The 25,547-nt window shown below is 57.4% G+C and carries 24 protein-coding genes; 3 read left to right on the top strand and 21 right to left on the bottom strand.

All coding sequences use genetic code 11. The features are described 5' to 3' along the window. Window positions 1-10 precede the first annotated feature (10 nt). On the top strand, window positions 11-1,606 hold the full coding sequence (hcp, locus tag ACK2JC_RS20550) for a hydroxylamine reductase (protein ID WP_320937744.1): 1,596 nt from the start codon (window positions 11-13) through the stop codon (window positions 1,604-1,606). A 155-nt stretch (window positions 1,607-1,761) separates the two neighbouring features. On the opposite strand, the gene ACK2JC_RS20545 is transcribed toward hcp, so the two are convergent. From ACK2JC_RS20545 to ACK2JC_RS20500, 10 genes are all read right to left on the bottom strand, one after another. Next, on the bottom strand, window positions 1,762-3,504 hold the full coding sequence (locus tag ACK2JC_RS20545; protein ID WP_368271075.1) for a putative bifunctional diguanylate cyclase/phosphodiesterase: 1,743 nt from the start codon (window positions 3,502-3,504) through the stop codon (window positions 1,762-1,764). Beyond that, window positions 3,501-4,550, bottom strand: coding sequence for a B12-binding domain-containing protein (locus ACK2JC_RS20540; RefSeq protein WP_320937746.1), 1,050 nt, complete (start codon window positions 4,548-4,550; stop codon window positions 3,501-3,503). The genes ACK2JC_RS20545 and ACK2JC_RS20540 overlap by 4 nt, the downstream gene beginning before the upstream one ends. 43 nt (window positions 4,551-4,593) lie before the next feature. Then, on the bottom strand, window positions 4,594-5,076 hold the full coding sequence (locus ACK2JC_RS20535; protein WP_092367114.1) for a chemotaxis protein CheD: 483 nt from the start codon (window positions 5,074-5,076) through the stop codon (window positions 4,594-4,596). Then, complete coding sequence (locus tag ACK2JC_RS20530) at window positions 5,066-5,686, bottom strand: chemotaxis protein CheC (RefSeq protein ID WP_107436224.1); 621 nt, start codon at window positions 5,684-5,686, stop codon at window positions 5,066-5,068. Before ACK2JC_RS20530 ends, ACK2JC_RS20535 begins: the two co-directional genes overlap by 11 nt. 72 nt (window positions 5,687-5,758) lie before the next feature. Beyond that, a complete protein-coding gene (locus tag ACK2JC_RS20525; RefSeq protein ID WP_227167971.1) occupies window positions 5,759-6,574 on the bottom strand; it encodes a CheR family methyltransferase in 816 nt (271 codons plus the stop codon). Then, window positions 6,531-6,860: a chemotaxis protein CheW gene (locus tag ACK2JC_RS20520; protein ID WP_276949181.1), complete on the bottom strand. Its 330-nt coding sequence runs from the start codon at window positions 6,858-6,860 to the stop codon at window positions 6,531-6,533. The genes ACK2JC_RS20525 and ACK2JC_RS20520 overlap by 44 nt, the downstream gene beginning before the upstream one ends. A 33-nt stretch (window positions 6,861-6,893) precedes the next feature. Continuing rightward, a complete protein-coding gene (locus ACK2JC_RS20515; RefSeq protein WP_320937747.1) occupies window positions 6,894-7,280 on the bottom strand; it encodes a chemotaxis protein CheW in 387 nt (128 codons plus the stop codon). A 289-nt stretch (window positions 7,281-7,569) separates the two neighbouring features. Continuing rightward, the gene (locus tag ACK2JC_RS20510; RefSeq protein WP_411337716.1) at window positions 7,570-8,967 is read right to left on the bottom strand and encodes a hypothetical protein; all 1,398 of its coding nucleotides are present in this window, start codon (window positions 8,965-8,967) and stop codon (window positions 7,570-7,572) included. Beyond that, complete coding sequence (locus ACK2JC_RS20505; protein ID WP_320937749.1) at window positions 8,964-9,539, bottom strand: RNA polymerase sigma factor; 576 nt, start codon at window positions 9,537-9,539, stop codon at window positions 8,964-8,966. Before ACK2JC_RS20505 ends, ACK2JC_RS20510 begins: the two co-directional genes overlap by 4 nt. Before the next feature lie 255 nt (window positions 9,540-9,794). Further along, window positions 9,795-10,700: a hypothetical protein gene (locus ACK2JC_RS20500; protein ID WP_320937750.1), complete on the bottom strand. Its 906-nt coding sequence runs from the start codon at window positions 10,698-10,700 to the stop codon at window positions 9,795-9,797. 387 nt (window positions 10,701-11,087) lie between these two features. Here ACK2JC_RS20500 and ACK2JC_RS20495 point away from each other — a divergent pair, with 387 nt between their 5' ends. Beyond that, window positions 11,088-11,831, top strand: coding sequence for an SDR family oxidoreductase (locus tag ACK2JC_RS20495; RefSeq protein ID WP_320937751.1), 744 nt, complete (start codon window positions 11,088-11,090; stop codon window positions 11,829-11,831). A gap of 81 nt (window positions 11,832-11,912) precedes the next feature. On the opposite strand, the gene ACK2JC_RS20490 is transcribed toward ACK2JC_RS20495, so the two are convergent. After that, entirely contained in the window at window positions 11,913-12,443 is a 531-nt protein-coding gene (locus ACK2JC_RS20490; RefSeq protein ID WP_320937752.1) for a hypothetical protein, read from the bottom strand. A gap of 257 nt (window positions 12,444-12,700) precedes the next feature. Between ACK2JC_RS20490 and ACK2JC_RS20485 the strand changes: the two genes are divergently transcribed. Beyond that, window positions 12,701-13,465 (top strand): alpha/beta hydrolase, encoded by a 765-nt coding sequence (locus ACK2JC_RS20485; RefSeq protein ID WP_320937753.1) that lies wholly within the window; start codon window positions 12,701-12,703, stop codon window positions 13,463-13,465. 94 nt (window positions 13,466-13,559) lie between these two features. Here the strand turns inward: ACK2JC_RS20485 and ACK2JC_RS20480 are convergent, their stop codons facing one another. The 10 genes from ACK2JC_RS20480 to ACK2JC_RS20435 all read right to left on the bottom strand — a co-directional run bounded on the left by ACK2JC_RS20480 (window position 13,560) and on the right by ACK2JC_RS20435 (window position 25,486). Continuing rightward, window positions 13,560-14,879, bottom strand: coding sequence for a tetratricopeptide repeat protein (locus ACK2JC_RS20480; protein ID WP_320937754.1), 1,320 nt, complete (start codon window positions 14,877-14,879; stop codon window positions 13,560-13,562). 101 nt (window positions 14,880-14,980) lie between these two features. Further along, window positions 14,981-15,568 (bottom strand): nitroreductase family protein, encoded by a 588-nt coding sequence (locus ACK2JC_RS20475; RefSeq protein WP_320937755.1) that lies wholly within the window; start codon window positions 15,566-15,568, stop codon window positions 14,981-14,983. A gap of 74 nt (window positions 15,569-15,642) precedes the next feature. Then, the gene (locus ACK2JC_RS20470) at window positions 15,643-16,605 is read right to left on the bottom strand and encodes an acetylxylan esterase (protein ID WP_320937756.1); all 963 of its coding nucleotides are present in this window, start codon (window positions 16,603-16,605) and stop codon (window positions 15,643-15,645) included. 9 nt (window positions 16,606-16,614) lie between these two features. After that, window positions 16,615-17,448, bottom strand: coding sequence for a carbohydrate ABC transporter permease (locus ACK2JC_RS20465; RefSeq protein ID WP_007715566.1), 834 nt, complete (start codon window positions 17,446-17,448; stop codon window positions 16,615-16,617). A gap of 12 nt (window positions 17,449-17,460) precedes the next feature. After that, window positions 17,461-18,348, bottom strand: coding sequence for a carbohydrate ABC transporter permease (locus ACK2JC_RS20460; protein ID WP_024735815.1), 888 nt, complete (start codon window positions 18,346-18,348; stop codon window positions 17,461-17,463). A gap of 127 nt (window positions 18,349-18,475) precedes the next feature. Continuing rightward, window positions 18,476-19,843 carry an ABC transporter substrate-binding protein gene (locus tag ACK2JC_RS20455; RefSeq protein ID WP_368271073.1) on the bottom strand — a complete coding sequence of 456 codons (1,368 nt, stop codon included), beginning with the start codon at window positions 19,841-19,843 and terminating at the stop codon, window positions 18,476-18,478. Between the two features lie 104 nt (window positions 19,844-19,947). Next, window positions 19,948-20,709 (bottom strand): helix-turn-helix domain-containing protein, encoded by a 762-nt coding sequence (locus ACK2JC_RS20450; protein WP_320937758.1) that lies wholly within the window; start codon window positions 20,707-20,709, stop codon window positions 19,948-19,950. Beyond that, window positions 20,687-22,456, bottom strand: coding sequence for a sensor histidine kinase (locus ACK2JC_RS20445; protein ID WP_368271072.1), 1,770 nt, complete (start codon window positions 22,454-22,456; stop codon window positions 20,687-20,689). Before ACK2JC_RS20445 ends, ACK2JC_RS20450 begins: the two co-directional genes overlap by 23 nt. Window positions 22,457-22,652: 196 nt before the next feature. Beyond that, window positions 22,653-24,008, bottom strand: coding sequence for an MATE family efflux transporter (locus ACK2JC_RS20440; protein ID WP_320937760.1), 1,356 nt, complete (start codon window positions 24,006-24,008; stop codon window positions 22,653-22,655). A 278-nt stretch (window positions 24,009-24,286) separates the two neighbouring features. Then, window positions 24,287-25,486 carry an AIPR family protein gene (locus ACK2JC_RS20435; protein ID WP_118756134.1) on the bottom strand — a complete coding sequence of 400 codons (1,200 nt, stop codon included), beginning with the start codon at window positions 25,484-25,486 and terminating at the stop codon, window positions 24,287-24,289. Window positions 25,487-25,547 lie beyond the last annotated feature (61 nt).

The following is a 25,547-nucleotide window of genomic DNA, read 5'->3' as shown; positions in this document are numbered from 1 at the left end:
GACCAACACCATGTCAGAATCCATGTTTTGTTTTCAATGTGAGCAGACCGCGGGCGGCTGCGGCTGCACCGGCAGTATGGGCGTTTGCCGGAAAACTGCTCAGACGGCCAGACTTCAGGACCAGCTCACCGGCGCTTTGATCGGTCTGGCCCGCGCCACCTCAGGCGGCCAGCCCGGCGAGTCTGCGGACCGCGCCATGATCCACGGCCTGTTTGCCACCATCACCAATGTCAACTTCGACGACGACTCCATCCGCGGCCTGATTCAGACCGTACACGCGGAGAAGGAAAAGCTGTCCCCCAACTGTTCCTCCTGCGCCAATCCCTGCCAGCGCAGCGACGACTACGACATGAATCTGCTGTGGCAGGAGCCGGACGAGGATGTGCGCTCCCTCAAATCCCTGCTGCTCTTCGGCCTGCGCGGAATGGCCGCCTACGCCTGGCACGCCATGACCTTAGGCATAAGCGACGAGACGGTCAACCGCTTCTTCTACCGCGGCATGTTTGCGGTGGGCTGGGAAGCCGCCGCTTCCGATCTTCTGCCCTTAGTTATGGAGTGCGGCGAGGTGAACCTGCGCTGTATGGAGCTTTTGGACTCCGCCAACACCAGCGCTTATGGCGATCCCGCGCCCACCCGGGTCTCCTTTGCCGTGGAAGAAGGCCCCTTTATCGTGGTGTCCGGCCATGATCTCCACGATCTGTACCTGCTGTTGGAACAGACCAAAGACAAAGGCGTGAACGTCTACACCCACGGGGAAATGCTTCCGGCCCACGCCTACCCCCGTCTGGCCGCTTACCCGCAGTTGAAGGGTAATTTCGGCACCGCCTGGCAGAACCAGCAGAAGGAATTTGCGGATCTCCCCGCTCCCATCCTCTTCACCACCAACTGCCTCATGCCGCCCGCGCCCTCCTACGCGGACCGGGTCTTCACAACCGGGCCGGTGGCATTTCCCGGAATGGCCCACATCGGGGAAGAAAAGGATTTCAGTCCGGTGATCGAGACGGCCCTGCGCCTGGGCGGATACCGGGAGCCCCGCTGCCTGACCGGCGTAAACGGCGGCTCCGGCACCACCACCGGCTTCGGACGCCACGCGGTCTTAAATGCGGCGGGCCAGGTGGTTGAAGCGGTGAAATCCGGGGTGATCCGCCACTTTTTCCTGGTGGGCGGCTGCGACGGAGCCCGTCCGGGCCGGAACTATTACACGGATTTCGTCCGTCAGGCCCCGGAGGATACGCTGATTCTCACGCTGGGTTGCGGAAAGTACCGCTTTAACGACCTGGATCTGGGCACAATCGCCGGGCTTCCCCGCCTCCTGGACATGGGGCAGTGCAACGACGCCTACGGAGCCATCCAGGTAGCCGTGGCCCTGGCCGACGCCTTTGGCTGCGGCGTCAATGATCTGCCGCTGACGCTGGTGCTGTCCTGGTTTGAACAGAAAGCGGTCTGCATCCTGCTCAGCCTGCTCCACCTTGGAATCCGCAACATTTACATCGGCCCCACGCTGCCGGCCTTCCTCTCCCCCGGAGTGCTGAACCAGCTGGTGGAGGGCTACGCGCTGACCCCCACTTCCACGCCTGGGGAAGATTTGAAAAAGATCCTCGGATAGGGAAATGCCGGGGGAGCGGAAGTAACTGGCAGCCCTCCCCGGATTCCCACGCAGATTCATAAAAAGCGGGAAACCATTGCCACATTCCGGCCTCGGTTTCCCGCTTTCGTTCCATGCAATATGCCGCCGGATCAACCTGCGTCCTATTGCCATCCCTACAGTCCCTGCTTCTCCAAATACTCCCGAAAAAACCGTTCCTCCGGCATCGGCCTTCCAAACAGATACCCCTGGGCATAGCGGCAGCCCAGGGCTTTTAACAGCGCCGCCTGCGCCTCCGTCTCCACGCCCTCCGCCACCACCTGCAGGCGCAGTTCCCGGGCCAGGTTGATGACCAGGCGCATCACCTTCTGCCTGCGCGGCTGGTGTTCAGCCTGCCGCAGGAAATTGAGATCCAGCTTCAGGGTATCGATGGGCAGCTCGGACAACGTGTTGAGGGAGGAATAACCACTGCTGAAGTCGTCCATTTCAATGACAAATCCGGCCTGCTTCAGCCGCCGGATCACGCTCACCAGCTGCACCGAATCCTTAACATAGGCGGATTCCGTGATTTCCAGGTGCAGCTCCTCCGGGTCCAAACCATTTTCCAGGACCATATCCAACAGCGATTCCAACAGATCCTCGTGATACAGGTCGATCCTGGAAACATTGACCGAAATGGGCACGGCTTCGGCTCCCATTTCCTTCCATTCCCGCAGCATACGGCAAACCTTTCTCCACACAAACAGATCCAGGTGATAGATAAATCCATTCCGCTCAAACACCGGCACAAAATCCCCCGGGGAAATCATACCGAACTCCGGGTGCTCCCAGCGCACCAGCGCTTCCGCCCCAATGAGCCTTCCCGTGTCAACCTCCACCTTTGGCTGCAGGTACACGGCGAAGTCCCCCCGCTCCAGGGAGCTTTCCATGGTGTTGATAATCTTCTGCTCCACCATCAGTTTTTCATGCATGGCGTGATTATAAAACGCAAACCGCTGGCCATAATTCCGCTTGATGCTGGCGGCCGCCATCAGCGCCCTGTCGCACATCCGCGCAACCTCCAGGTCGCGGCTGTCAATCCGGTAAATCCCCGCTTTAATCTGCAGGCGCATCGGAAGGGGGTAGCTCTCCAGGAACCTGCCCATACTGGCATCCAACGCCTCATAGGTCTCCCTCCTCCTGGGAAGAATGGCAAAAAAAGTATCCGCCCTTGCCCTGGTGATCAGCGTTCTGGAATCGGTCTGAATGGTCAGAAGGCAGACCGCCAAATCCATCAAAAGCCGGTCCCCTCTGCCGGTCCCAAACACATCGTTCACAATTTTAAACTGCTCGATGTCCACCGCCAGAATATCGAACTCCTGATCCGGGTGCATTTCCAGGAGGCAGGAGGCGCGGTCGTAAAATATCTTTTCCGTCAGCAGCCCGGTGAGCATATCCCGCTCCAGAAGGTCGATGGTGCTCCTGGCCTGTCGGGCCTCCTCCAGGAGTCCCTGCAGGCGGCAGTTGGCCTTGGCCAGCGTCCGCTGGTAGTTGATGAGCTGGCTGTTCAGCTTCTGAATCTCATAGTAGCCAGAGCCGTAAGGTTCCTGCCCGTCCACCTCCGTTATGTCCAGAAGGGACAATGACAGCTCCATGAGCTGCGTCAGCGGCTCCGACGGTTCCACGTCGTAGGCGAAAACAATGAGCTGCCGGTTTATGGGTTTTACCGTGACAAACACCAGGGGATCGCCCTGGATTTTCATCCGCAGACGGAAGGAGGCCCCGTATTCATGATCCTGCTTCAGAAGCCCGTCCAGCTCTTCCCTCTCATGGAAAAGCTCGCGGACGTCCCGCCCTTCGTTCACAATCCCCGTCGGAATACTGCGGAGCACGCGTTTTACAACGCCTTCCCTGCTGCACAAAGCCATATAAACAATCATAATGTATCCTCTGCCCATTGTACAAGATTTCTGGCATCCTCGGTATAAATCACATCCCAGCCCGCCCAGATCTTTGTGCCGGAAAAGGCATTTCCTCCAACCGCAATTTTGATCCCGGGATCCTGTTCCCGCAGCTGCTTTACAGCCTCACGGCAGTGGGGAAGATGCTGCGGCATGGTCACGGAAAGGGCCACCAGATCGGGACGGTGCTCCAAAACAGCCGACTTGATGGCCTCCACCGGCACCGCAGCCCCCAAATAGATGCTGTCCCAGCCGTGGTATTCGAACAAATCCGCCACCATGCGCGCGCCGATTTCATGCAGCTCGCTTCCCACGCACGCCACCAACACGCGCTTCCCCCTGCGCTTCTGCCCAAAAATAAGCGGGTAAAGCTGGGACAGGGCCATCTGGGTAACGGACGTGCAGTAATGCTCCATGTCCACGGAAATCCGATGCCCATGCCACAGGTCCCCCACCCGCCGCATAGCTTCCGCAATAATATCCACGCAAATATCTCCCAAAGGCAGGCCCGCGTTCATATACTCCGCAACCAGAGCCATGGCCCCTTGGGTATCCGACTGGAGAAGTAAATTGAGATACTGTCCGGTCTCCTGTTCATACCGGCCCTTATCCGGCCGTTCCTGGCTGCCGTGGGCGCACTCATCCCGCGTGGCCCAAATGGCCGCATCCAGCAGCCGGTGCAGCTTCGGGCGCGTCTCCTCCGCCACGGCGTTTTCCAGGCAGCTTCGGATCAACTCGTAGTGCTCCACCATAATCGCGCACACCCGCTCCCGGGTGAAATACTCCATCAGCGGGCAGAGCAGCTGATACAGCCATCTGGCATACCTTGAAAATATCCCCTCATCCTCCAGGTACAGGGCGGTGTACAGAAAATCCACGTTGTATTGGACGTCCTGATACATCTTTTTCCTGGCCCAGCCGTCCAGGCTGGCGCTCAGCCCCTGGTTGTTCTCCAGCTGGCGCGTAAAAATTTCATTGGTCAGGTTCAAAAATTCGGGATCCTGATCCATTATCATCAAACTCATAAAACAGCTCCTTCCCAACCCCCCAGGAATACGCTGTCGCACACTACAGAGTCACGGTTCCATGCCCCACCGAGTGGATGGTCAGTTTCCCCGTGGCTGCATCCATCACAACGGAACGGCCGTAGCGGTCCCCGGTGTCCTCCGCGATGATGCGCACGTTCATGGAATGCAGCGCCTGCTTCACCGCCTGCACGTTCCGGTCCCCGATCCCCTGCATGGGCCCCTTCACAGCGAACATGGTGGCTCCGCCCACAATTTTAGCCGTCACAAAGCTTTGCCGGGCGCCGTTAAGCAGCATGCGCTGCATCAGGTATTTACAGCCGCTGTCCGCGAATTTACAGGGATTGCTCCGCTCAATGGCATCGCTGCTGCTGGGCAGCAGGATATGGACCATCCCGGCAACCTTGTTCTTGTAGTCGTAGAGGCAAACGCCGACACAGGAGCCCAGAGCGTAAGTGGCGATTTTTCCGCTGTCTCTGACTACTTCCATCTCCGCAATTCCCACAACAACCGGTTTATCTGCCATAGGGTTCTCCTACTGCGTTGAAAATCCGTTTCAGGGATTCCAGATTGGGGAGGAACAGCACATGGCTGACAATGGACTGGTCGTCAATAAAGTACCGGTCCTCGATCAACAGCAGGTTGTCGCTGTGATCCGCAAAATAAATGATCGGCACGCTCAACAGGGAACCCACCATATCGCGGCTCACCTCCGGCACCGATACCTCCACCTTAAAGCCCAACAGGGAGGACAGGGCGTTGATGTAAGAACAGCACATGATATTTCCCACCTCCGCGATGGCGGAGGACGCCAGCTCGTCGTTCACGCCGGACGCAACCGGAAATCCCAGCAGATGCTCCAGCATCACCTGGGTGAAAGACTCGCTGATCAGGAACATGAAAATACCGCTGATATCGCCTCCGGTCTGCACCAGCACGCCGACCCGGATCGCCTCCATGCCGCCCAGCGTGTCCGGCACCTCGTTAAAGCCCACCACCCTTACCTGGGGGCATTCCATCACAATCTCTTTCCCCAGCATGGCTGAGAGCGCGGTGATCGCATTTCCAGTTCCAATATTTCCCAGTTCCTTCAGCATGTCCTGCGCCGTACTGTCCAATTCCATATAATCCTTCATACCGTTTTTATTCCCTTCGCCATTTTTCTCGTCCGTCCCTGCCGGTCCGGCCCTGCGCCCTGTGTATTCCGGTCACTTCCGGTAAACTGCGGGACAAATGTACTGGAACTGCGCGCTGTTCCACGCCAAAAGCTCCGTGTGCCCCACAAACAGGTAGCCCCCCGGCTTCAAAGCCCGGTAAAGCTGTCCGATCAGACGCTCCCGCGCGTCCTCGGAAAAGTAAATCATCACATTACGGCAGAAAATCAGGTCAAACTGCGCCACCCCGGGCACCGTCCCCAAGAGGTTCATTTGCCGGAATTTACAGCAATTTAAAATCTCCGGAGTCAGCGTAAAATGTCTGTTCCCATCCAGCTTTTTAACGTATTTCTCCTGCCAGCGGGGCGGGATATCCGCAAGCTCCCGCATGGGATAGACCGCCTCTTTTGCCCCCTTGACCGCGGCCTCCGAGGCATCGGTTCCCGTGATCTCCAAAAACGGAAGAAAGCCACCCTGCCTGGTGTAATCGTGAAACAGCATGGACAGCGTATAGCACTCTTCCCCGGTGGAACAGCCCGCGGACCAGACCCGGTAAAATGGACCGGTGTTGTCCTGCCTCAGAGTGGGCAGAATATTCTCCCTCAGATAATCGAAATGTTTTGACTCCCGCATAAAAAACGTGTAGTTGGTGGTCAGCTTATCCAGCATCATATTTTCCAGGCGTTTTGTCTTATCCTGTTCCATCCGGCGCATGAACTGCTGCAGGCTGGTGATCCCCTCCTTCTCCAGCTCGGCGCTCAGCCGGCATTCCGACAGCGTGCGCTTTTTTGAGAGGTCGATCCCATATTGACTGAGCATGAACTGTTCAAGCTCCTGAAATTCCGCCTCCGTAAAACGTATCAATCCCACCACCTCCTGCCACTTCATCCGCCAGCACGGCCTCAAATCCGCCGTTCTCCCGGCGAAGCACCGCCGCGCACGCGGTGCTCGATCGTTCCGCGCCGCAGGGGTTGTACACGGTAATCAGTTCCCCCTGGTATTCCAACACACCTGCAATTTTCTCCGGCGCCCCCGGCACCGCAACGATCTGCGGACTCCGGATCAGCCGCTCGATCCGCTCCAGCGAAACCGCCTCCCTGTGTTCACCGGCGATCAGCCAGATCACGGCCTGCTCTTTTTCTTCTGCCTTGCTCACAATACCCCTCCGCCATCCGCCGCGCGGATGTCTCTAAAATAACTTCTCACTGTCCACCAGAAATCCGTAGCTTCCCGCCGTTTCCACCCAGGCCGCCTCCTGCAAAAAGGCGTTGGCCTGGCCGCGCACTTCCCGGGGCAGAACCTTAAAGCGCTCGACCTCCAGCTCGCAGACGCCCAGAATCTGTTCCGCCAGAAACCCGCCGATCCGCTCCCCCGCCTTTAAAAGCACCGCATACCGGCTTTCCTCCCTGGGCCAGCCTCCAAAACGGCGGCAGAAATCCTGAACCGGAATCTCCTGGTCCTGAAATTTCACACATTCCTGCCCGTTCGCCGGAGCTTCCAATATATGGAGCACCGCGTCGAGCATAATCAAAAAAAGGGAGTCCCCTGATTCGTAACATAAAAAAGATTCTTTCATGGCTCTCTCCCCTCCAAAGATACATATTCCTTTTTCCATTCTACCCCAATGACAGAGGGATTGCAATCCGATTCTCACCAAGTTTTCAGGATGTCTTACTCACTGGCCCGTTCCGGCTGCGGGCCGCAGCGGAGACGCGTTCCGGCAAAGGCCGAAATGAGGCGGATTTCGCAGATGAAACGGCAGACAAAACAGCCCGGCGCATTTTGAATGTAAAATGCACCGGGCCGCCACTGGCCGTCATTATGTCGTATGAGCCGGGATCATTGTGATTTTGTCCAAAGCCGGTTTAGTCGTCGTATTCGCCGCTATCGCCGTCGTCTCCGTCATCATCCCCGTCATCGTCTTTTCCGCCGCCGTTATCGTCATCGCGGTCATCATCGTCTTCCCTGCCGTCGTTTTGGCTGCGGTCGTCATCCGGTCCACCATCATGGTCGGAGTCGTCGTCATCGTCATCATGGTCGTCATCGCGGTCATCGGCGGAGTCATTCTTGCCGGCGGGATTCGTTTCACGATGATTTCCCTGGCCGTTCACAGCACGTTTGCCGTCTTTATCATCGTCTTTATCATCGTCTTTATCATCGTCTTTATCATCGTCTTTATCATCATCCTCATCGCCGTCATCGCTGCCGGAATCGTGTCCTCTGCGGTCGGAATCGTCGGAATCCTTTCTCTCCGCTTTACCGGGACTTTTCTTTTCAGAATCACCGCCTGAATCCCGGTCATCGTCGTCCCGATCATCGTCATTCCGGCCGTCATCATCCCGGTCGTCGTCGTTCTGGTCGTCGTCGTCCCGGTCGTCGTCGTCCCGGTCGTCATCGTCCCGGTCGTCATCGTCCTGGTCGGCCTCTTTTTCATCCCGGTCCTGACCGTCATCGTCATCATCCTGATCGTCGCTGTCCCAGTCCTCGTCCGGATCCCGGTCCGTTTCCAGCCAGTCCGGCCGGCCGCCCCCTCCGTTTCGCAGCAAACGGTAGAGTTCATCCACCGCCGTCCCGGCCAGCTCCCGCTCATCCCGGTCCGGGGCCTTCCGTGCGGCTTCTTCCACCAGACGCATTTTCCCGCTGGAAATATGGTATTCATTGGCCCTCTTTTGCAGATCGCGGTCCTTCGGTCTGCTTTGCCTCACCACCAGCGGCTGGATTTCTGTTCCGGCCAATGCCGCCTCGATGCTGGCGCTGAGCTCCTGCTTGATCCGCTCGGCCTTCTCAGGATTTTTGCTGTCCACGGACAAAAGCACGGTCCGTTGGTTCCGGCTGATATACTGCTTGTCGTTCAGCCGGAGAATCAGATCGCCGACCGCCTCCCGTACATCCCAGGTCCGGTAATCCGTTCCGGCCAGAATTTCCACAGCCTCCTCGTTGAGACCTGTGACCTGGAGAACGCGGTCCCTGCGGTTAATGGTGATCTCGATACTGGGATTCACGTCCAGATCAATGATGCCATCTACCAGCAGGTTGCTGCGGACATAGCCGAATCCAGGCAGCAGCAGTAGCAGACATAAAAATACCGGAACAGCATACCGGTAAAACTGTTTCAAATCTTTCCGCCAGGATTTCTCCTCCTGTGCGGCGAAGCGGTCCATCGTCTCCATTTTGATTACCGGCGGATCGGCGATATCCCGGAAACTGGGGTGAGGCAGTTGATCAACCGCGCGATTCAGCGACTGTTTAAGGTCTGTTTTCATTGGCGTCTCACTCCTTCCTCCAGATAGGACTTCATCTTTTTCAGGGCCCTGTGGTACCCGGAGAGCACAGTTGAAAGGGGCAGATTCAAAAACCCGGCGATCTCCCTGTGTTTCAGCCCGGATACCAAATGCAGAAATATAATCTCCCGCTCCTGTTCTCTCAGTAAACGAAGGGCGGATTCCAGAACCAGACGGTCTACCGGGTCCTGAATATAGGAAAGCTCAATGGAATTCTCCATCTCCCCCTCTTCAGGCTGAATCTGCCTGCTGTTTACCCGGATATAATTCAGCGATAGATTGCGGGCGATGGTAAATATCCACGCCATGGGCTTACCCTGAGGGCGGTACAGATGGGCGCAGGATCGGATTTTCAAATAGGTTTCCTGCACAATGTCCTGGGTATCGCAGGGGTTTTTGACAATCGCCAGGACATAGCTGTAGAGGGTACGCTCCGTCAGACGGTAGAGCTCTTCCAGCGCGTCCCGGTCATCCCGTCCGATGCGGGTAATCAGGTTCTCATCAATTTTGGTCCGGACCTTTTTCTCGCGCAGCGGCTCTCCCACCGCCATCATAAAAAAACAACATCTCCGCGTTCTCTCCCCCTTATTTCCCGCTATCCGCCCTGCACTCTCTTGTAAAATGACCGCTCCGACCGCCAGCCAGCTGTACTTTCCATATTTGCAGAGTAGACTCGGCGGCGTTGGGCGCTTCACCGGGTCAGTCGCCGCTGCCAGTTTAGTCGTCACCACCGGGCCAGTCGCCGCCGCTGCCAGTTTAGTCGTCACCACCGGGCCAGTCGCCGCCGCCCCAATCAGTCATCGATTAGATCAATCGTCATCGTGGTCATCATCATCACGGTCGTCGTCATCGTGGTCGTCGTCATCACGGTCATCATCGTCACGGTCATCATCGTCACGGTCATCATCATCACGGTCATCATCGTCATCCCAGTCATTATCATACCGGTCATCCACGTCATCCCGGTCATCATCATCATACCGGTCATCCATATCATCCCGATCATCGTCATCCCGATCATCATCGCCCTTCATCCGATCGATCTCATCCTCCAATGTCTCCAACCCCGCATGCCGGTAATGGTCGTTGGCGTCGTCCAGCCGGTCCTCCAGCTGATCCAGGGAGATGCCGTGTTCCTGCGCGTACAGCAGCAGGCTGCTGATCCGCATCCCGGCCAGGTCCCCGGCGGTCAGGTCCTGGTCTCCGGTCAGAAGCCGCTCGATCAGAGCCATCTTGCCCTGGGAAACCTCATATTTTTCCGCCGCCTTGCGGATCTCCCGGTCAAAATCGATTGTTTGGTCCAGAATCCGGGTATCCAGCTGGCACTGCTCCATATAGTCCTCCAGGAACGCGTTCACCCGCTTCACCGTCTCATCCGACGCCTTGTCGTCCTTCACCGTAACCAAAATGTCGTTTTGATCTTTATTATGGAAATACCCTCCGCCATCCAACAGATCCACCATATCCTCCAACACGTCCTCCAGATCGTGATCCGTCACCTTGTAGTCCGCCAAAAGCCGCTTCGCATCCTCGTTAACCGCCTTCACGGACACAACCTGATCCAGACGGTTGGTACGGATTTCAATGCTGGGATTCAAATCCAGGGCAATATAACCGCTGGGCGCCAGAAAATAAAATCCCAGCGCGCCGAGCGTCACCGCTGCCGCCCCCACTATCTTCTTGATCTCACTTTTACCGTTCAACTTCTTCATCATATCCACTCCTTTTTTCAATCGGTTTGTTGTTTGTTTCACTTACATAACAAACCAGGAATGGAATTTATCGCAAAAAAATAAAATTTTTTTATTTCGTTTTCAAAAAGCTGTTTTCTTTATACAAGATATCGCTTATTTAAAACCGGTTTGAAATCAACACATTCCATCCGCCCACATTCTCCATTTCCCGTTCTATCCATTTTGCACAATAAAATCTAAATATTTATATTCATTTTCACGTTTTTATCCATTATCCTGCTTATCCATTGATCTGCCGCCGTAATTATGTTATGCTTTGCTTATAATTGGTATCGAAAAGTATTGATCTTATCTAAATCAGACCAATACGTTGATTTAAAATCATGTAAACGTCGAAAGGAGAGTTCAATGAAAACAGCAGTCGTGACAGGTCACATGAGTGGTATGGGAAAAGGTGCTTACGAGCTTCTCAAGCAAAAGGGCTACAATGTTATCGGATGGGATATTCAGGGTGAGGGCGACGAGAAGGTGGACGTGAGGAGCGCCAAGGAAGTTGCCGAGGCCGCCGCCCGTCTGACGGAACCCGTGGACGCGGTGGTTCTCTCCGCAGGCGTGTGGAAAGAGATGCCTCTTCTTGAGACCACGGACGAGGATTGGAGCTATCTGATGGACACCAACGCTTACGGCATTTTCAACTGCGTGCGCGCCCTGGTTCCCCACATGCACCGGGATACCGCCATCGCGGCCATCTCCTCTGCCTCCGGTATGCGCGGCGTTCCCTTTGAGGCCGCTTACAGCGCTTCCAAATTTGCAGTCTGCGGTTTTGCCGAGGCGGCAGCCAGGGAACTGGGCCCCCGCGGAATCCGTATCAACGTGGTCTGCCCCTTCTACGTGCGCACGCCCATGACGGACGCCGCTCTGATCGAGAAGGAGGAGCTGACCGGCATCACCGTGGAAGAGAGCTATAAGATGGAAGGAGAACAGGTTCCCTTAGGCCGCGTGGCTGAGCCTGAGGACATCGCGGAGCTGCTTTACTTCCTGGTTTCCGATGCCAGCCGGTACGTTACCGGCGCAATCATCCCCATCTCCGGCGGAACGCACTGCGGCTACGGCCAGGTTCTGTCCTCCTACGATGAGAAGGATGTCGAATAAACCAGCTGACATACTCTGTACCAATCTCCATTGGGATACGGCGGTTCCTACGCCGTATCCCTTTTTATGCGCACAAGGCGGTCATTTCTCCCGGAACTGATGCGTACCGTCACCCTCCTCCACCAGCTCCAGCACAAGGTTTGGGCTGCTCCCGTCAATGGTGGTCTCGAAAGAAAACGTCTCGTCCGTCGTGGAGGCTCCCAGGCGCACCGTGGTCTCCCCTTTTCCATCCACCGGAAACCGGATGGTTTGCCCTGTTTCCAGCTTCTGCACCACCTCCGGGCCGGTTCCCAGCTCGCCGGTGCTGGTGAACTTAACGGCCTCAAAGACCTGCTCCGACCGGTTGGTCACCTCCACCATCCCCTCAAATGCGGCCCCGGCCCGGATCTTCGCGTTCCTCTGCCCATTGATATAGAACACCACCGCCAGAACCGCAACCAGTCCCACCACCACGGCCAGCCTCTTTTTACCCGTAAAATGCGAAGCGGCCAGGGCGATCAGCAGAATCAGGGCCGAAGCCCCCGCTGCGATGGACAGCCATCCCGGCAGTATGGCGCTGATCACCAGCAAAAGGATTGCGGCAGGTTCGATCAGCCGTCTGTATTGTTTCATAGAATTTTCCTCCTCCGTCTCAACACTGTTTCCTCCAGTTTAATATCCCCGGCGCGTAAAGTCAAACGCATCCTGATCCGCCCCGCCCTTCTCAACCGCCGAATCCATTTGTTAACCGACCGCCGTTGTGTTAAAATGGAATCAGAGATGCCGTTTGCGGCGGAAAGGGGTGAAAACATGAGGATTACATCCGGTAGATAGCGGCGCAGGGTTCCTGTCAGGGGCCTTGCTGATTGATTAAAAATTAGGAGGCCAGTATGTCGTATTTTAACTATCAGGGAAAGAATGTATTTTATGAAGAAATAGGAAATGGAAGTCCGCTGTTTCTGCTGCACGGAAACACCGCATCCTCCAACATGTTCTATGAGGTTGCGGAAAAATACGCAGAGCACCACCGCGTGATCCTGATCGATTTTCTGGGACACGGCAGATCGGACCGGCTGGAGCAGTTCCCGGTGGATTTGTGGTTCGACGAAGCCATGCAGGTCATCGGGTTGATCAAAGCGGGCGGTTATGGTCCCGTGGACATCATCGGCAGCAGCGGAGGCGCGCTGGCGGCGGTTAACGCGGCCCTGGAAGCGCCGGAGCTGGTGCGCAGGGTGATTGCCGACAGCTTTGAGGGCGAAACCACGCTAAAAGCCTTTACCCAAAATGTGGTGGAGGACCGGGAAGCTTCCAAACGGGACGAAAACGCCCGCATGTTCTATTATTACATGCACGGCGACGACTGGGAGCAGGTGGTGGACAACGACACCGAGGCGATCCGGCAGCACGACAAGACCATCGGGAAATTCTTCCACAAGCCGTTGGAAACGCTGAAGCCGGATATTCTGATGACCGGCAGCAAAGAAGACGAATTCATCTGCGCTTTGGAACCCGGTTTCTTCGAACGGGTTTACGGGGAGATGATCCGCAAAATCGGTCACGGGGAGATTCATTTGTTTGAGACAGGCGGCCATCCGGCTATGTTGTCTAATCCCGAGGCGTTTTTAGAGCGCAGCAGATGTTTCCTGGAATCATAAAATCTTATCGTATTGCAGGAGGGCAGCCCCGGCGGGCTGCCCTCCTGTTGGTTTAAATGGAATGGGCCGCTGGCGCAGCCTGCGGGCGATCGCTTCAACGGCGTTTCCATTTTCCAAAAATTGTCTTTTTAAACTGCTTCATGCGCTCGCTGGCCTCTGCGTTTCCCCGGGACGCCGCGTTCTCATAGTAGGACACCGCTTTCTGGATATCCTCCTCCACGCCAAGACCCTTGCTGTAAATATCCCCAAGGCCGATACAGGAGGCGTAATACCCCGTCCCCGCCTGCTCAAACAGCGACCTTGCCAGGGCGTAATCCGGCATGGTACCGATGCCGTTTAAATAGCACAGCCCCAGAATTTCTCTGGGATAATCCCGTTCCTTGTCCCGCAAGGCCTTGGCCAGGCGGAAGGCGGTGAGCTGGTCCTGCTGCACGCCACGGCCGTAGTAATAACACCGGGACAGAAACATGTCCGCCGTGGTATGCCCCATGTCCCGGGCCTTTTTGAAGTATTCCACGGCCTGACGGTAGTCCTGGGCGCAGCCCCATCCATTGTAATAGCAGCGGCCCATATTGTAATAACCGTACTCACTTCCGGCCTCCGCCGCCAGGCCGAACAGCCGCAGCGCTTCCTTCTCGTCCATGGGCAGGCCCTTGTCCCCCTCCAGGTACACCAGACCCAGGGACACGGTGCAGGAGGTATCACCCGCCTCAAAGCCGATGCGGCACCAGCGGTTGGCGTTTCCGTAGTCCTTCAGGCGCTGGTACTCCACCACCATACTGTAGTAGTAGTCCCGCATGTCCACCTTGTCCTTCACTGACTCCGCCCAGCGCAGGGCTTCCTTCGGGTCCTTGGGGATGCTGTTGATTCCGCCCCGCATGCCGTTGAAGGCGTTGCGGAAGGCCGGAATGCAGCCCTGTTCGGCGGAACGGCAGAACCATTTTAACGCTACCTGGGCATTTTCTTTCTCGCAGTGGTCGAATTCTCCCTTGGAGGGCTTCTGGAACCGGAACATCATGTCGCCCCAGAAATAGAACAGGCCCACGGTGTACTGGGCCATCGGGTCTCCGGCCTCCGCCATTTTCAGAACCGCGTCGTAGGACTCCCGCAGGCTGCGGACCATAACGGCCTTCATTTCCTCGTTTAAGGCGCCCATGCGGTCCGCCCCCAGCACGCACAAGTCGCTTCCCAGCGCGATCCCCTTTTTGTACAGCTCCTTAGCCTTGCGCTCGTCCCCCTCCACATTCCCGTCCTCCCAGGCGTAGCACCTGGCAAGATAGTAGTAAGCGTCCGGCTCCCCTGCCACCACCGCCTGCTCCACCAGCTTCACCCCCTGGGGAAACAGGGCCGGGTCGGCCTGGAAATAGATCAGCCGCACGCCCTCTTCCAGCGTATCGGAATAGAATCGTCCCATCGTATCCTTCCTCCTATCAGATCCAAACTGTAAAATTCTGTCTCAAGAATAGCAGGAAAACATGGAATAATCAACCGCCGGATTGGAAATAAAGACGATTCTCAGACATACGTCACCGGGTTCCCCCCGCGATCCCCTTCCGCCTTGGGCACGGCCCCCTCGGCCGGATACCCCAGGGCCAAGGCGCCGCAGACCGTCTCGTCCGCCCCCAGCCCCCAGGACTCCAGGGCGGCCCGCACCGCGGGATTGTCGTCCAGCCAGTGCAGCTGGTTGATCCAACAGGAGCCCACGTCCAGGGAAAATGCGGCCAGCATCATGTTCTCCAGCGCGCAGGAGCAGTCCGCCATGGCGTTGCGGTATCCCGCCCGGTTCGCCACCACCACCAGCACCGGAGCCCGGTAGTCGTAGACGTAAGTCCCCTTTTTTGAGGACAAAATGGCGTTTTTCAGGCTCCGGTAGGTGTCCTCCGCCACCTCCATCTTCGCGAACTCCTGCACCGCCAGACGGCGGAGTTCCTCCAGGGCCCCCTGATCTTGAATTACCATAAAATGGGTGGTGCGGTTGTTTCCCCCGCAGGGAGCCTGCCTCCCCGCCTCGACCACCGCCGTGAGCACCTCCTGCGGCAGCGGCTCCGGCAGGAACCTGCGCACGCTGCGCCGTCTGTGGATGTTTTCCAATACCTCGTTCATTTGCTGTACCCCTTTCTGCTGATTTCTGCCATCACATGGCGGACGGGGACGCCCCCCGGCCGGACGTGCCCCCTCTATGCCAAAAATCCGCTTTCCCGCAGATACCTCAGCTCCCGCTCCATATGCACGTCCCCCGCTCCGTCGTGCCCGTTGAATGGATACACGGTGATCTCCTTGGGCGCTGTGATCCGGTTGTAGGAGGCGTAGTAGCATTTGGCGGGGCACACCTCGTCGCCCAGGGCAACGGAGGCGAAGATGGGACAACGGATCCGGTCCGCCATATTCATTGTATCAAAATAGCTAAGGGTTTCCAATACCCGATCCGTCTGATCTGGGTAACGCATGAGAAAATCAGCCGCCGCCGAAAAGGAGCCGTGCCGCCCGGCAATCCGCGTCTCCATATCGCTGTTGCTGGGCACGTTGACAATGCCAAACCCAGGCCGCCCGTCCAGAGCGCAGACTGCCATACCCAGTGCCCCGCCCTGGCTGGTCCCCCGCACCGCGATCCGGCCCGGATCCACCTCCGGCCTGCCCTCCGCAAAATCCACCGCCCGGACACAGTCCATGTACACGGCCCGGTAATAGTATTCATAGGGGTCCAGAATCCCCAGCGTGGTCACGTTGGACACCATTCCGCTGTCCGTATAATGGGCGCGGTTCCCCGTCACACCGCCCTGGGCCCGGCAATCCACCGCCAGCACGGCCATGCCCGCCATCACCCAGTGCATGAGCTGCCAGGGCAGGCCCCGGCTGTCCGTGAAGCCGTGGTACTGGATCAGACAGGGCCACAGCGCCGCTTTGCCGAAGGCCGGGACCAGAAACCAGCCGTGAATCCGCGTCCCGTCAAATCCGTCATAGGAGATATCATAGACCCTGGCGTGCCCGCAGGGGTAATCCACCTGCTCCGCCTTTGGCCTCAGCTCCCGCGCCTGGCTCTCCGCCAGGGTATTTTCCCAGAACTCCCCGAAATCCGGCCGCCTGGTAAGCTCCGGCCGGTACGCCTCAAGTTCCCGCAACCGCTCCTCGATATACCGCATATTTCCTCCTTATTCCTTCACCGCGCCCATTGCCAGGCCCTCGATCATGTACTTTTGTAAAAAAATGTAAACAATTAAAATAGGCAGGGACGCCGAGGTGGCCGCGGCCATCACCCGCGCCCAGTCCTGTGACTGCTCCCCCAGGTACAGCATGGAAATGCCGGCCGACAGGGTGCGCATCTCCAGCTTGTTGGTCAGGGTCAGGCTCCAGAGAAAGTCGTCCCAGCAGACCAGAAAGCTGTAAAGCCCCACCGCCACGATTCCCGGCTTGATGAGCGGGATCACAATGGTGAACAAGGTCTGGAACCGGCCAGCCCCGTCGATGGTGGCCGCCTCCTCGATGGTGGCGCTGACCGTGTCGAAAAATCCCTTCAGCACCAGGATGGACAGGGGCAGGGCCGAGGTGGTGCAGGCCAGCACCAGCGCCGTGTAGGTGTTGATCAGCCCGCACTTGCTGTACATGGTGTAGAGGGCGATCAGCAGCACCACAGCCGGAAACATCTGGGTGGAGAGAAAGAGCATCTGCAGCGGCCCGCTGAACCGGTAGCGGAACCGGGAGAAGGAATAGCTTGCCAGGATCGCCAGCATCAGGGTGACGCCGGTGGTCAACACCGCCACGATCACCGAGTTTTTGTAGAAGGTGAAAAACCGGTGGTCGGACAACACGCTGATGTAGTGGTCCGCAATGGGATGCGTTGGTAGAAACTGGGGCGGAAGCCGCATGATCACCGAGTTGGGCTTCAGCGAAGTGACGATCATCCAGTAAATGGGGAAAATGAATACCAGGGCCACAAAGCCGATGAGCCCGTATTTTACAATCTTTCCTGCTGTCAGTTGTCTCATGTCCGTTCCCCCCTATCCGTAAAATTCCGTGCGGCTCAGCCTGCGGTTGTACAGGGTGCCGAAGCCGATGAGGAAAATCATCCAGACCACGCCGATAGCCGCGCCCTTGCCCAGGTCGTAGGACATAAAGGCCGTCTCGTAGGTGTAAACCGTCAGGGTGGTGGTGGCGCGCACCGGCCCGCCCGCGGTCATATTGTAAAATAATGTAAACATCTGGAAGTTTCCGATGATGGCGGTCAGGGTCACGGTCTTGATCACGCTCATGATGCTGGGCAGCGTGATGTTGGCGAACACCTGGCCCTTACCCGCGCCGTCGATGACCGCCGCCTCGATCAGGTCCTGGGGGACGGTCTGAAGTCCGGCTAACAGCATGACCATCATAAACGGCAGCTGCCGCCACACCGCAGCCACGATTACGCTGGCCATGGCCGTTTTGGTGGAGGACAGCCAGTTCACGTTCTGGGAAATGAGACCCAGGGAGCGCAGAATGTAGTTGAGCACGCCGTACTGGGGCTGCATGATCCACATCCAGATCACCGCCACGATCAGCGTGGGGATGGTCCAGGGCAGGAAAATCAGGCCGCGCATCAGGTTCCGGCCCGGGAATTTCCGGTTGAGCAGCAGGGCCACGGCCATTCCCAGCACAAACTGGGCCGCCACCGTCACCGCCACGTACACGATGGTCCGCACAAAGGAATTCCAGAACTCCTTCTCCCCGAACAGCACCGTGTAATTCTTAAAATCATTCCATTTGATATTCTTGATATTGAGCAGGCTGTAATCGTGGAAGCTCATCCAGATGATATTGATCAGCGGGGTGATGATCGTCAGGCACAGCATGGCGAAGGCCGGCAGAATCAGCCCCAGTGCAAACAGCAGTTTTTTCGTATTTCGTTTCATATCCTCACCTTCTGTCAGTAAGGGCCGGGTGGAGACTATCTCGGTCTCCCCCGGCCCTGGCCAGCATGTTCCTGTGCGGTTCCCCGCCGGCTTGCAGCCGTCAGTCACCGGCATGGCCGCGCTGAATTTACTTGTACAAATCCGTCACCGTTTTCTGTAAATCCGCCAGCACGGTGTCAATATCCTCGTGGTTCACCAGCACGCGCTCCATGGACTTGCTCATCTCCGACATCGCGTTGTCAAACAGCGCGTTCGTGATCTTCACCGGTTTCGCCGTGGCGGACTGCTCGTTGAAAATCCTGGAATACTCGTCCTTGTTCATCTCCGACAGCTGGGAAATGGAGACTCTGGGGGACATGGCGTCCTGGGCGTCGTAGTACATTACCGCGGCTTCCTCACTCAGCAGGTACTCCACCAGCTTGGCCGCGGCCTCCTTGTGCTCGGACTGGGCGTAAATTCCCAGCTCGTGGCGGGTGTTGATGGTGGTGGATTCGCCGGTCTTGTTCACCGGGAACAGAGCCACGCCCATGGACTTGTCGAACTCCTCGCCCAGACCGCTGGTGGTGCGGTAAATGTTCCGGCCCATCTCGCTCTCAAAGGTGATTCCGGCCACGCCGGTGGCAAACAGGCTGCGGGCGTCCTTGGCGTCCACACACTCGGGCATGTAGCCCTGGTCCGCCATATCCTTTAAGAACTGGAACGCCTCCTTATATTCGGGCGTCTCCACGTTTGGCATCCCCGTATCGTCCAGGAAATTGCCGCCGTAGGAGTAGACGATGCCCTGGAAACGCTGGGCTGCGTGGGATCCCTTGCCGTTGGGGATCGCCAGGCCGTAGATGCGGTTTCCGTTTTCATCCTCGCCCAGGGCGCTGATCTTGGCGATGGCATCGATCATCTCATCCCAGGTCTTGGGCGGAGCTTCCGGGTCCAGACCTGCCTTGGCGAACAGGTCCTTGTTGTAGAACATAGCCACCGGATGGGGCATCCAGGCCACGGAACACAGCTTGCCGTCGTACATGGTGGCTTCCTTGTACACCGGAATCAGATCGTCGATCACCGCCTGATCCAGCACGCCCTCCAGGGGCTGAAGAATCTGGGCGCCGTTGAAGGCCGACATCATCTGATCATTTCCCATAATCACGTCCGCCGCGTCGCCGGAGTTGGCCGCGATCATCACCTGATCCTTGAAATTGTTGAAGGGAATCGCCACCGTCTCCACCTTGATGTCCGGATTTTCCGCCTCAAACCCGGCGATCAGATCCTTGAACAGCTGGGACGTGGCTTCCTCCACCTCCAGCCAGCCCGCGAAACGGATGGTCACCTGCTCCCCGCTCTCCCCTCCGCCGGAAGCCTGCGCCTGCGTGGTTTCTCCCCCGTCCTTCTGGGTCTCCGGAGCCTGGGTGGCCGGCGTATCCGCCGTTCCCCCGTCGCAGCCCACCGTCAGGCCCGCCGCCATCAAAAGCGCCATGGACATTGCCAACAGTCTTTTTTTCATTGTAATACCTCCTCTTTTTTCCGTACAACTTGCTTGGTGACTTTAATTATACAAAAAGACTGTCCGCAAAGTATATGACGCAAACTTAATATATGGTGCCAGATCTACACATGTTTGTTCCGGTCCCGGTACTCGTTGGGCGTCATGTTGGTGTGCTTTTTAAATACCTTTGAAAAATGCTTCGGGCTGTAATATCCCACGATCTGGCCCACCTCGTAAACCTTCAGATTGGGGTTGTCCAACAGCTCCCTGGCCTTCTCCATGCGCACACTTGTCAGGTAGGTCAGATAGCTGACCCCGGTCTTTTTCTTGAACAGGTTGCCGAAATAGTTGGGGTGCATGTGGACCTCTTTTGCCACCCCGGCCAGGGTCAGCTCCTGGTAGAAGTAGCGGTCGATGTACTCCATGGCCCGCTTGACCGCGTCCGCGGCGGCCGCCCCGTCCCCGTCTCCCTCTCCCTCCGCGGCTCCGCCGTCCGACACCGCCTCCCGGCGCATAAGCTTTGCCGTCTCCTCCAGCTGGCGCAGGAAGTCAAACCGGTTCACCGGCTTTAACAGGTAGTCGCAGATTCCCAGCTTGATGGCCTTGCGGGTGAATGCATAGTCGTCGTAGGCGCTGAGCACGATAAAGCGGGTCCTTCCCGCCCCCTGGGCCAGGTACTCGCCGATCATTTCCAGGCCGTTTTTCTTCGGCATTTTCACGTCCACCACCGCGATGTCCGGGCTCACCTTCAAAAGCAGCTTTAAGCCCTCCTCGCCGTCCGCGGCCTCCCCCGCGATCTCGTATTTCCCGCTGCTCATCTCGATAATTTTCTGCAGCCCGCGGCGGATCAGCTGCTCGTCGTCAATAATGACCAGACGTATCATATTCCTCCCCCTCCCCGTAAATAGCCGTGGCGTTCAGCGTGACCCTTGTCCCGGTTCCCCGGCGGCTGTGGATTTCCATGGAAAAGCTCTCCCCAAAATAGAGCTGGCACCGCTCGCTGACGTTGTTGAGTCCGATGCTGGCGCTGCGCCCAAGGGACTCCTCCAGTTCCAGGGACTGGCGCACGTACTCCAGCTTTTCCCCGGTCATGCCCTTGCCGTCGTCCTCCACCGTGATCACCAGGCGTCCGTGCTCCACCGCGGCGTTCACCGTGAGCCTGCGCCTGCTCATCTTCTCCTTAAAGCCGTGGAGGATGCTGTTCTCCACAATGGGCTGCAGCGTCAGCTTGGGAATCAGGCATTTTTCCGCTTCCGGCTGGGCGTTCAGCTCAAAGGTGAACAGCTCCGGGTCCCGAATCTGCACGATCATCAGATAGTTTCGGATGTATTCCAGTTCCCGGCCCAGAGGGATAATATTGTGTTTCTGGTCCAGATTGACCCGCAAAATCTTGCCAAAGGCGGTGAGAATATCCGATATCTCATAGCTGCCGTCCAGAATCGCCATCATGTTCACCGTCTCCAGGGTATTGTACATGAAATGGGGGTTAATCTGGCTCTGAAGCGCGTTGAACTCCGCTTCCTTCTTGCCCAGCTGGGTCAGGTAGACCTTCTCGATCAGGTCCTTGATATTGGAAACCATGTGGTTGAAGCTTCCGGCCAGCCGCCCGATTTCGTCGTCCCGGTCCGCCCGCACCACCACCTCCATGTCGCCCTCCTCCACCCGGGCCATGGCGGTCTGCAAATCCCGGATCGGCGCGCCGATGTTCCGTGAAATCTTCCGGGACAGCCAGATGAACACCAGGAAGCACCAGGCCCCCACCACCGCGGTGAGCAGCATAATGTTCACGATCTCCTTGGCAAACCGGCTCCAGGGAATCTCCGTGCGCACCGTCCACCCGGTCTTGGGGGAGACGTGCTCCATGCAGATCACCTGTCCCAGACGGCCGGTTTCCTCCGGCAAGGTGGTGTACATCACATTGTTCCGGTCGTCCAGGATTGTGATGTAACCGCCCAGGTTCTCCGCCCGGTTGCCCACGATCTCTCCCAGCACCCGGGCGTCGATGTCGATCACCAGAAATCCCAGGTATTTCCCCGTTCCGATGCTGTTGACCGCGTGCACGTAGCTGATCAGCTGCAGGGACGAGGAGTCCGAATACTTGTCGTCCCGGTGGACGCCGGTGAGCACGCCCTTCCTGGCTCCCTCGGTGATGGTGGCGTACCAGCTTTCCCCGGAAAATACCTGGGCGGGATCGATGTCGTTGCGCTCGTTGATGTTGGTGTAGTAGGAATTCCCCTCCGCACCGCACAAGTAGGAGCCAACGATGTATTTCTCCGTCACCCACATCCCGATCAGGCGCTTGTGAATCATTTCCTTGCCGTCCTGGAGCTGGGAGAAGGTGTAGCGGTCCGAATGTTCCAGAATATCCTGGATTTCCGGCTCCGTGTACACCACATAAGCCTGGCGCTCGATGTTTTCCACAAAATCGTCGGCGTCGTTGTTGATCCGTTCGATCATCATGTCCGCGTACTGCCGGGTCTGGCGCATAATGATCTTGAAGGACACCCGGCAGATCACGGACCCGATCACCAGAATCGGGATCACCGCGAACAAGATATAGCTGACCAGCAGCTTCCGCTCCAGGCACATATCACTCCAGAACCTTCGAAATCTCCCCCTCATGTTTTTCATTCCCTGCCTCCTCTGCCGGCCTGCGCCGTTTTTTGGATAATGAGTCTATTTTACCACAGATTGTCCCCTGGATGGAAGTGTGATGAACATGGATGTTGAGACACGCAAAAACGCAGGCGCATTTCCCGCGAGGGAGACGCCTGCGTTTTTGTCTGAACGAACCGGTTCGAACCGGTATGATTATATGAGTCCCGGATCAGGGCCGTGGCTTTCCCCGTCCATTTCCCCGTCTCTGCTGCTTCGCCAGAAGCACCCCGCAGATCAAAATGGACAGCACCGAAGCCGCCGGGGCCGCCAGTCCCATGTAGTACAGCGTGCCCGTGGCATACCGGCTGATCAAATAGGACATGGGAATCCGCACTCCGAAGGTGGCGGCCATGCTGTGGGCGAAGGTGATCACGGACCTGCCGCTGCCGCTGAAATAGCTGTTGATGCAGAATACAAAGCACACCAGCACGCAGTCCAGGGCGTAGGAGCGCAGATACTGGGCCGCCGCCGCAATCACCTGCGGGTCGCCGGAGAAAATCCCGGTCAGCGTCTGGGGCCAGAACTGGGAGTAGATGCAGACCGCAGTTCCGAAGATCAGGGAATAGCCGATGCCGCACTTAAGCGCCCCCCAGGCCCGCTCAGGCTTGTTGGCCCCCATGTTCTGGGCCGTCATAGTGGCCACCGCGGAGGCAAACGCCGAGGGCGGCAGCATGGCAAAGCCCATGAGGCGCTCCACCACTCCCACGGATGCCGAAGCCACCACGCCCATGGTGTTGACGATCACCGTGATGATCAAAAAAGAGATATTGACCAGGGCGTCCTGCACGGCCAGCGGCGTTCCCACCAGCAGAATCCGCTTCATGGCGTGGGAGTCAGGCTTAAAGTGCCGCCGCCCGAAGTCAAAGGGAAATCCCCGCCTGGCAATGATAAACAGCGACAGAAAGAAGCTTAAGCCCTGGGCCGCGATGGTGGCCAGGGCCGCACCCGCGGCCCCCATGTGAAACCCGCCCACCAGCAGAAAATCCAGCACCACGTTGACCACACAGGCCGCCGCCACCAGGTACATGGGCGTCTTGGAGTCCCCGATGCCCCGGAAAATGCTGCTGACCGCATTGTAGCCGATGATGAACGGGATTCCTGAGGAACAAATGAATATATATTGCCTGGCGTACACAAACGCCTCCTGGGGGGTGTGCAGCAGCCCCGTCACCCATCCGGTGGCCAGGGTCATGAACGCGGTACAGACCGCCGCGATCACGGCAAACAGCACCGCCAGCGTGCCCACCGCCCGGGCCGCCTTCTCCGGCTCCTTCTCCCCAATGGCGTGGCCGATCATCACCGTGCCGCCCATGGAAAGCCCCAGCACGGCGCCGGTGATGGTCTGCATCATCTGGCTGCCGGTGGCCACCGCGGAGACGGCCGCAGAGCTGTCATAGCGCCCCACCACCAATAAATCCACCGCGCCGTACAGCGCCTGTAAAAAACCGGACATCAGTACCGGCACCGCGAAATTCAACAGCGCCGGGCCGATCTTTCCTTCTGTCATGGATAACTGTCTGGTCATGTTTTCAACTCCTGATTGTATTTCTTTTACATTTCATCGGACGTGAGGTGGAAATCCGCAGCCGCACCGGCCATCTGCCATATCTCCATCACCGCGTCTACCCCCGGCACCACAAAAGCCGGATAAGGCAGCGGGCGCATCCCGCCATCTTATCCGGCATATAATCTGAGTATTACATACCCTCCGATGATAGACTCTATTCTACCACAGATCGGGCGCATTTGGCAAGTTTTTTGCTTTCCCGCGCGGGATATTGCCTGTGAACCGTAACCTCCCGCCTACAGCTCCATCATATCAAACATCACCGTAATATACAGCGTTTTCCAGTTTCCGCTGTCCTTTCCAACGGACTGCGGATTGTTGCCCAGGGAGCGGCTGCGCTCCACCGTGGTCTCCACCAGCTCGCCGCCCACCCGTTCCAGTACGGCAAAGGGGTCTGTTTTCCAGCCGTAAACGCCGTTCTCCTCCTTCACCAGGGCCCGGAACGCGCCCAGGATCGGGTAGAGAAAGCCGGTGGGGGAATACAAATCCAGCTGTTTCCCGTAAAACTTGGACTCTAAGGACCTGCCGCCCTTAGGAGCAGCCACCCCCTTCACCGAGCCATAGCGCCCGCTCTGGTTTTTCTGGCGGTAAAAACGGCTCATGCTGATCTCAATCCTGTCGTACAGCTTAAAAATGTCGCACATAATCGGAACCATCTTCACGTAGGGATTTTCCGCGCTCTCCCCAAACTTCTTGTGATACTCGATGTAGTAATCGATGCATTTTTTCTTCGCGCTGTAGGACACTACGGGGAAATTTTCCTTGCCCGGGTACTTGTGGATGTTGAACATATTCAACATCGCCAGCAGGTCCGCCACGTCGATGTCCCCGCTGTCGTTCTCCTTGAAATACACCCGTTTGGAGAAGGCCTCGCTGCCGATGGCATCCTTGATGATCTCAAACCGCTTCTCCAACTCCGCAATGGACTTGTCCTGCACCTGAACCGACGTGTTTCTCGCAGCAGCCAGATTCTGGAAAATATTCTCCACGCCCGTAAGAATCTCCAATTTCACATACTGCTGTCCCAGATCCAACTGGTCCCGGTTGGCCAGAATGATCTTGTAGGTGTGGCCTCCGTCCACATTTCCGTGCACATCCGGGTCCTCGAACACAACGGTCACCTGGTTGGAATAGTTGTCAAAGGTCACCGTCCTGGCGGACAGCAGCAGCCCGCGGTTCAGCAGATAAAAATCAAATGCCGCCGGGTCCAGCAGCGAATTTTTGATCTTTTTTGCCACGTTGGTGGTCAGCTTCTGCTCCCTGGGGTTGGTCTCCATGGGGATATCGGCCGGAAGCTCCTTTACGTCGCAGATCGCAACGTACATGGCCGCCTCCTTGTCGCCCTCCTCCTCCTTCAGATAGGGGTTGGGAATCTTACGGAACGATTGCACCGGAAACTTCAGCGTCAGCGCTCCTCTGTCATTTGTACCTTCCATGATTTTCTCCTTCCACCGCTCCCTGCGGTACGCGTGGTATTTCAGATACGCAGCCTCCGCT

The organism is Enterocloster lavalensis (assembly GCF_046603895.1).
GTDB classification, from domain to species: domain Bacteria; phylum Bacillota; class Clostridia; order Lachnospirales; family Lachnospiraceae; genus Enterocloster; species Enterocloster lavalensis.
The sequence above is the reverse complement of the archived record's forward strand: the minus strand, read 5'-3'. Positions and strand labels throughout refer to the sequence as shown.